Annotated in this window: 6 protein-coding genes; 4 read left to right on the forward strand and 2 right to left on the reverse strand. The window is 58.2% G+C overall.

Translation table 11 applies throughout. The features are described 5' to 3' along the window. Together B3P58_RS11450 and B3P58_RS11455 are read left to right on the forward strand one after the other, a co-directional pair. On the forward strand, nucleotides 1–560 hold a 560-nt coding region (locus tag B3P58_RS11450; RefSeq protein WP_286717619.1), incomplete at its 5' end, for a hypothetical protein. A 245-nt stretch (nucleotides 561–805) separates the two neighbouring features. After that, complete coding sequence (locus B3P58_RS11455) at nucleotides 806–3,580, forward strand: DUF2339 domain-containing protein (protein WP_286717621.1); 2,775 nt, start codon at nucleotides 806–808, stop codon at nucleotides 3,578–3,580. Between the two features lie 9 nt (nucleotides 3,581–3,589). On the opposite strand, the gene B3P58_RS11460 is transcribed toward B3P58_RS11455, so the two are convergent. Both B3P58_RS11460 and B3P58_RS11465 read right to left on the reverse strand, forming a co-directional pair. Continuing rightward, entirely contained in the window at nucleotides 3,590–4,237 is a 648-nt protein-coding gene (locus B3P58_RS11460) for an anti-sigma factor family protein (RefSeq protein ID WP_286717623.1), read from the reverse strand. Nucleotides 4,238–4,246: 9 nt separating this feature from the next. After that, entirely contained in the window at nucleotides 4,247–4,735 is a 489-nt protein-coding gene (locus B3P58_RS11465) for an RNA polymerase sigma factor (protein WP_145467462.1), read from the reverse strand. 146 nt (nucleotides 4,736–4,881) lie between these two features. Here B3P58_RS11465 and B3P58_RS11470 point away from each other — a divergent pair, with 146 nt between their 5' ends. After that, a complete protein-coding gene (locus tag B3P58_RS11470) occupies nucleotides 4,882–6,282 on the forward strand; it encodes a S8 family serine peptidase (RefSeq protein ID WP_286717626.1) in 1,401 nt (466 codons plus the stop codon). Between the two features lie 77 nt (nucleotides 6,283–6,359). Beyond that, nucleotides 6,360–7,213 (forward strand): DUF5666 domain-containing protein (locus B3P58_RS11475; RefSeq protein WP_286717628.1); only part of this gene is annotated, 854 nt, incomplete at its 3' end.

The raw sequence follows: 7,213 nt of genomic DNA on the forward strand, positions 1-7,213 counted from the left end.
ACCTGCGTGCGGCCTATGCCCTGAGCGAACAGGCGGAATCCGGTGTGTCGCTGCAGTATGGCGGTCTGTATAACGAAACCACCGGCAAGATGGGTAATGCCCAGGCTCTGGCGCTGCATTACACCGCGACCTACGGTGCCTTTGGTGTGCAGTCGGAAGCGGTCCGTTATTCCTACAATGCCGAAAACGCTGATGGCGTCAGCGATGACACCATCCAGATGGGTGGCTTTGGTGCGCGTTACATGGCCGCCGCACAGGCGAATGTATATGTACTGAACCTGAGCTACGACCTGCCGTGGAAAGGTGGCATCGTCAATCAGGTGCAGCTGTACAACGACTACAACCTGCTGGATAAAAACAAAGAAGCCTTCCGCGATTCACAGATCAACACGCTGGGCGTGCTGGTGGTGACCGGTAATCTGTACACCAACTTCGATGTCACCAGCGCCAAGAATGTACCTTTCATCGGCGCCGGTGATTACACCAAAGCCTTTGCAGAAGGCGATGGCGAAAACGGCTGGCAGACCTTCTTTAACGTGCAGTTTGGTTACTACTTCTGAGTGTGAGCAGCACAAGCCGATAAAGAAAAGCGGGCAGGGGGTTATACACCGGCCCGCTTTTTTTATGCCCGCTATTTGCCACAACAACTCTCTGCCTGATCAGCCTGAGGCTCAGGTCACCTTTTCCCGTGCTGCTGGCGTTATACTCTGGCGCTTCGGCTCCTGAGCAAAGATCAGGACAGCGGCAGGGCGGATTGCGTATAGTCTCCTGCTGAGTTATCAGTCAATGAAAGTGAATGGTGTTTATGGATGAATTTGTCACTCTGACGCTTCTGCTTGCCGTCGCCTTGCTGGGAGCGCTGGTTCTCGGTGTGGTGGCGTTCTTTAAAGTCAGTACGCTGGAGCAGCGTATCGGGCAGCTGGAAGCCGCCCTGCGCCGCCTGACGGCCAGCCGGGAAAAACCAGCAGAAGCTGAGCGTCCGGTTACTTCGCCGCCACCGACAGCGGTCGGTTCTGCGCAACAAACAGCGGCTGCTACGGCAACCGGACAGACTGAGGTTGCCGCCAGCGCGGTTCAGCCTGCTCATGCTTCTGAATCAGTATCTGAACCCGTATCCGCACCAGCATCTGAGCCTGCCGCTGAACTGCCGGTGTATTCACCGACTGCGCCTTCTTATCAGGCGCCGGCAGCTTCTGCTGCTCACTCTCCCGGGACAGCAAGCCGCGAACCGGATCTGCTTGAGCGCCTGCTGCAGAATATCCGCAACAACTGGATGGTCTGGCTCGGTGGTATCTGCGTAGGTCTGGCCGGCGTGTTTATGGTGCGATACTCCATTGAACAGGGTCTGTTGGGACCGGAAACCCGCGTAGTGCTGTCGTTGCTGGCGGGTATCGGCCTGCATGTTGCAGCCGAGTGGCTGCGGCGTAACAAAGGCCAGAATAACGTCTTTGCCGCTCTGGCCGGTGGCGCCAGTATCATTCTCTATTCTGCGTTATTTGCTGCCTTTAAATTGTTGCCGGGCACGTCGCCCGGACTGGTGTTTACCGGCATGGCGCTGGTGTCTTTTGCCACGCTGGCGCTGGCACTCAGGCATGGCCCGGTGCTGGCGGCGCTGGGCATGCTCGGTGGTTATCTGGTGCCGATTCTGCTCAGCAGTGGTTCGGGGCAGATTGAACTGGCGCTGGTGTATATCAGCATTCTGACGCTGTTCTCACTCTGGTTGCTGGCCTATGTGCAGCAACGCTGGCTGTGGATCGGTGTGATTACCGGCTCTCTTTTATGGTGGATGATCAGTCTGGCAACCGAGCCTGCCATGGGCGTGCGTTCTCTCTACCTGTTGGCGCTGGCCTATATGTTTCTTGCGGTTCCGGACTTTGACTGGCTGCTGCAGAACCGTCATCAGGACAACGACGATGAGTCGGCCAGCGCAGACAGCTGGTGGCAGCGTGTGCAGAGCTGGCGTGCCGATCCGCACTGGCCTGCTTTGCCGGGCGTATTGCTGGTGCTGCTGGCGCAGGGTTTTACCCTCGCCGGCGAAGGCGTGATCGCTTCGGGTTACTTCACCTTACTGGCATTGCCGGTACTGATGCTGCTGGCGGCCAGCCGTCGCCCGGAACTGAATCCGCTGGCGGCGCTGCCGTTACTGTTGATTGTGCTGGCGACGGTTATTCCCATGCTGACGTACATGGGTGATGAGCTGGTGCTGTTTGGCCCGGATGCCGCCGGACAGGCGCAGCTGGGCGTGCGTTTCCTGTGGCTGACTCTGTTGTACAGTGGCAGTGCGCTGTGGCTGCTGCGTATGCGCGTACCTTACCCCGCTTTCTGGACCGGGTTGGGCTGTGCGGTACCACTGCTGATGCTGGCGCTGGGTTATTACCTGTTTACCGATTTCCGCCTCGACTGGGCCTGGGGGCTGGTGGCGCTGGTGCTGGGCATGCTGTATCTGTGGCTGGCTAACAGAAATCAGCTGCAGTATGGCGATGCCCGGCCGCTGATCAGCGTGATTCTGATCAGCGCGGCGCATCTGGGCCTGTCGCTGGCGGCGGTGATCTGGCTGGCCGAAGCGACCCTGACGCTGGCGTTTGCCCTGCAGCTGGTGTCGCTGGCCTGGCTGCAGCAACGTTATCAACTGCCGCTGATGGCGTGGATTATCCGCGCCGTGCTGTTGCTGGTGGTTGTGCGTCTGACCTTTAACCCCTGGCTGCTGAGCTACGATGCCGGCACACACTGGTCACTCTGGACCTACGGCGGCGCCACGCTTTGTGCGGCGGCGGCGGCCTGGATTCTGCGCCATGAAGTAAAAATGCAGCCCTGGCTGCAGGGTGGTGCCGCGCAGCTGCTGGTGCTGACGCTGGCTGCGGAAGTGCGTTACTGGCTGTACGACGGCGATATTTTCCATCACGAATTCAGCTTTCTCGAAGCCAGCCTCGACGTGCTGATCTGGGGCTGTGCGGCGGTGATTTACCTGTGGCGTGCACGCTTAAGCGAACAGCTGCCGCGCTTCTATCAGGTGGTGGGTCTGCTGCATCTGGCAGCGGCTGCTGCCACCTATCTGTTTGTGCTGTTGCTGGCGGAAAACCCGCTGTGGAGCAGTGGCAATATCGGTTCGACGCCGCTGTTTAACCTGCTGTTGCTCAGCTACGGTCTGCCGACGCTGATTATGCTGGCGCTGTGGCGTCAGCTGCCGGCGCAGTACGGCCGTTTTGCCGCACTGGCCGCCGGGCTGAATGCGCTCTGGTTTATCTCGCTGGAAATCCGTCAGATCTGGCAGGGCGATGCCGGTATGAGCCTGAGTAACTACACCCCGGATGGCGAACTCTACACCTATTCCGTGGTGTGGATGCTGCTGGCCGCGGGTGCGCTGACGCTGGGGCGCTGGTTATCCAGCCGCGATATTTACCGTGGCGGTATGGTGCTGTTGCTGGTGGTCGTGGCCAAGCTGTTCCTGATCGATATGGCTGGCCTGACCGGGCTGTGGCGGGTGGCGTCCTTTATGGGGCTGGGTCTGGCGCTGCTGGGGCTGGCGTGGCTGCATCAGCGGCTGGGCACGGTCGGGGAGCAGGAAAGCTCCCCGGCTTAAGTTCTCTGCTCAGTCGGCCTGTGTCTGCTGCGACAGATTACGCAGCCAGCGTTCTTCCTCGTCGGCACTCAGGCTTTGCGCTGGCTGTTCGCTGGCGCCGGCTGGCTGGTACTGACTGCTGCTTCCCGGCGGCTGATAAAGCCACTGCTCACCCTGCCAGCAGGCGCTGCTTTCCTCTGAGCTGGCCGGTGTATGCACAATAAAATACCGGCAGAACTGACCTGCGCTGTTCAGCTCTGAGCGGGTAATTTCAAGGCGTTCCCCGGCGTTCATAATTTTCACGCTGCCGGAACTCATACTGAGTAACGCGCGGTCGGTTGCGGTGTAGGCCGCCGGTGACAGCAGTTGCCAGACCAAGCCAACGCTCAGCAATACACTGGCGGCAATGGCCCATGGCCAGCGGGCGCGGGGTTGCAGGGTGACGATTTCCGCCTCGGGCCGGTGCGCCTTAATCTGCTCCAGCAGGCCGGCGGGCAGGGGGATTTCATCCTGGCTGGCAAAAAACTGCCGTGCCATCTCATCGGCCTGTTGTAACCTGTGCAGGCGCTCCCTGAGTTCCGCAGACTCCGCCAGCAGGTTATTGATATGATGCATTTCGCTGTCGGATAAAGCCTTATCTATAAAGGCCGATAACTGTTCGTCGCTGATGGTATGCATACTGTTCTCCTACAGTGCCAGACTGAGCTGTTGGCGGGCGCGGGCAAGGCGGCTCATGATGGTACCGACCGGTACTTCCATTATGTCGGCCGCTTCCTGATAGCTGTGGCCTTCAACTGCGACCAGGTACAGCGTGGTGCGCAGCACTTCGCTTAACTGCTGCATGTGTGCCTGAACCTTGGCCAGCGTGGTATGGGTTTCGTACTGTTCGGCGATATTGTTACCGGCAAGAACGGCGTCGTGTTCTTCATCCAGACTGTCGCTTGGTTTTTCCCGGCGCATGGTATCAATCCAAAGGTTGCGGCAGAGACGGTATAACCAACGATCAAAGTGGGTGTCTGCCTGATATTGTTGCCAGCGTGCCAGTGCCCGCTCCACCGTTGCCTGAAGCAGATCATCGGCACTGTGTTGCTGACCGGTAAGTGCCAGGCAATAGCGCCGGATTGCCGGAAGCGCTGCCAGTAATTGCTGCTGAAAGTGTTGATGCTGAATATTCATATCAGGTAAACGCAGGACATGAAGTTTTATTCCATGCGCAGGAAATATTCCGGCCGGACAATCGTTAAAGAGAGAAGCAACCGGATAACCCTGTGTTTTACACAGGCTGGCGATACCGGAATAAGCACAGACAGCGGGAGTTTAGAGTGAAAGTGTTTTGGCTGCTGTACATTTTATTAGTCATGCCTCTGCCGCTGCTGGCGGACAGTGATGCGGACGACGATCTGGAGGAGCAGGAAGAACTGCTGGAAGAGCGTCTGGAGGAACAGCTGGAAGAGATGCTTGATGCTCAGGAAGAGCTCGAAGACCGGCTTGAAGATGCTCTTGAGGAACGCATGGAAGACGAGCTCGATGATGATTTGGAAGACGAGCTTGAGGATGAGCTGGAAGACAAGCTGGACGATTCTCTGGATGACCGTGAAGAGGAACTGGAAGATAAGCTGCAGCATATTCTGGCAGCCCGGCAGTTGGACGAGCTGGAAGGGCAGCTGGAAGGGGCCTTTGATGAAACCGAACCCGAGCGCTTTATTGCGTTATTAAGTGCGGAAGAATGGCAGGCCCTGCAGGCACAGGGGGTTAAGGCTGTTGCTGCTGAGCCTCTGCCAGCGCTGGGGCTGCATCTGATCACGTTTGATGAAATGCCGGAGCTGCCAGAGCAGCAGAAAGCGTTGCAGGATACGGTTGCGCCGGATCATTACTACCGGCTCGACGGTGATGCCGTTCCGAACGCAGCGCAGAAACCTGCACCAGATTCCGGTCTGCACGCCGCGGATGCGCTGGGCTGGCCGCAGGCCAGAGCGGCACAGCGCATCATCGGCATGATGGATTCCGGCATCGATATGGCGCACCCCTGCTTTGCCGGTGTGAATATCGCGCAGCGTGAGTTTCATGCCGCGGATGCATTGCCCGACAGCCGCCATGGCACGGCCATCGCCGGACTGCTGGCGGCCAACCCCGGTTGTGCGGTTCCGGGTTTGCTGACCTCGGTACGGCTGGTCAATGCGGTGGTGTTTGCCCGCTCGGCGGACGGGCCGGTACAGGCCAGTGCCGGTCAGCTGATCGCCGGTCTGGACTGGCTGTTACAGAATGAGGTGGAGCTGATCAATATGTCGCTCTCCGGCCCACCCAACCCCTTACTGCAACGGGTGCTGACTCAGGTACAGGCGCGTGGTGTGCAGTTGTTGTCATCAGTGGGCAATGACGGTGCTGCCGCCTTTCCGCGTTATCCGGCAGCCTATGCGGAGGTGATTGCCATTACCGCGGTCGATGAGCAGCAGCGGATTTTTAACCGGGCAGTACAGGGCGAACATGTTGAGTTTGCATTGCCGGGAGTAAACCTCCGGGTCGTAACAGCTGACGGCAACGGGGTGATGTCCGGTACTTCATTTGCCACGGCGCTGGCCACGGCGGTACTGGCTTCGCGCCCGGCTGAGGACTGCCAGACAGAGCGCGAACGTTTAGCCCGTCAGGCTCTGGATCTGGGCGAGGCCGGACGCGATCCGGTTTTCGGCTTTGGCCTTATGTCGTCGCTCTTTAACGAAAATTAACAATATTTGATGGAATATTTTTCAGCTCCCGGCGTTTTTACCAGTGAGTTCACTGAAATAAACGAGAGAGTATTGCTATGAAAAAACATCTTCTGTCCGTTGCCGTTTGTCTGGCTGGTACGCTGCTGGTAACCGCTTGTGGGGGTTCCTCCTCATCTGCCAAAGAGAATGGCAAACAGGTAACACGCGGTGTTATCGACGGCTTTGGCAGCGTGATTGTTAACGGCGTGCACTTTAACAGCGACCGGACTCAGTTTACGGTGGATGACCGTGCCGGTATTCAGGCGGATCTGCGTGTTGGTCAGGTGGTCACCATCGTTGGTAACCACAATGGCGCAGAAGGTGTTGCTGCCGAAATTATTTATGACGTCAGTGTGGAAGGTACGGTGACGGCAGTTGATAGCGCCTCGGGTACGCTGACGGTGCTGGGTCAGACCGTTGTTACTGATGCCATGACCATTTTCGAAGGCCTTGATCTGGCGACTCTGACCGTAGGCCAGCGCGTTGAAGTGAGCGGTTACAGCGCCGGTGAAGGACGCATCATCGCCAGCTTTATCGCCGCGGACGATGCAGACCAGAGCCCGGAAGAACTGACCGGTGTTGTGGCCGGCCTCGACAGTTCAGCACAGACCTTCCTGATCGGTTCTCAGCTGATCAGCTATGCCAGTGTTGCGACGCTGGATCTGGATGGCGCCACGCTGAGCGATGGCATGCAGGTTGAAGTTGAAGGTACCCTGGATGGCGACGTGCTGGTTGCCAGCGAAATTGAAGCCGAAGACAGCGATTTCGAAGAAGACACCGAGCTGGAAATGTCCGGTGCGGTTACCGCAGTCGATGCAGACAACAACCAGTTTGTTTTAAATGGTATGACGGTACGTTTTGACAGCGAGACCGAGTTTGATGACGGCGACCAGTCGGCTTTACAGGCGGG

Origin of the sequence: Thalassolituus sp. UBA2009 (genome assembly GCF_002335285.1) — a bacterium.
Lineage (GTDB): Bacteria > Pseudomonadota > Gammaproteobacteria > Pseudomonadales > Oceanobacteraceae > Venatoribacter > Venatoribacter alkanivorans.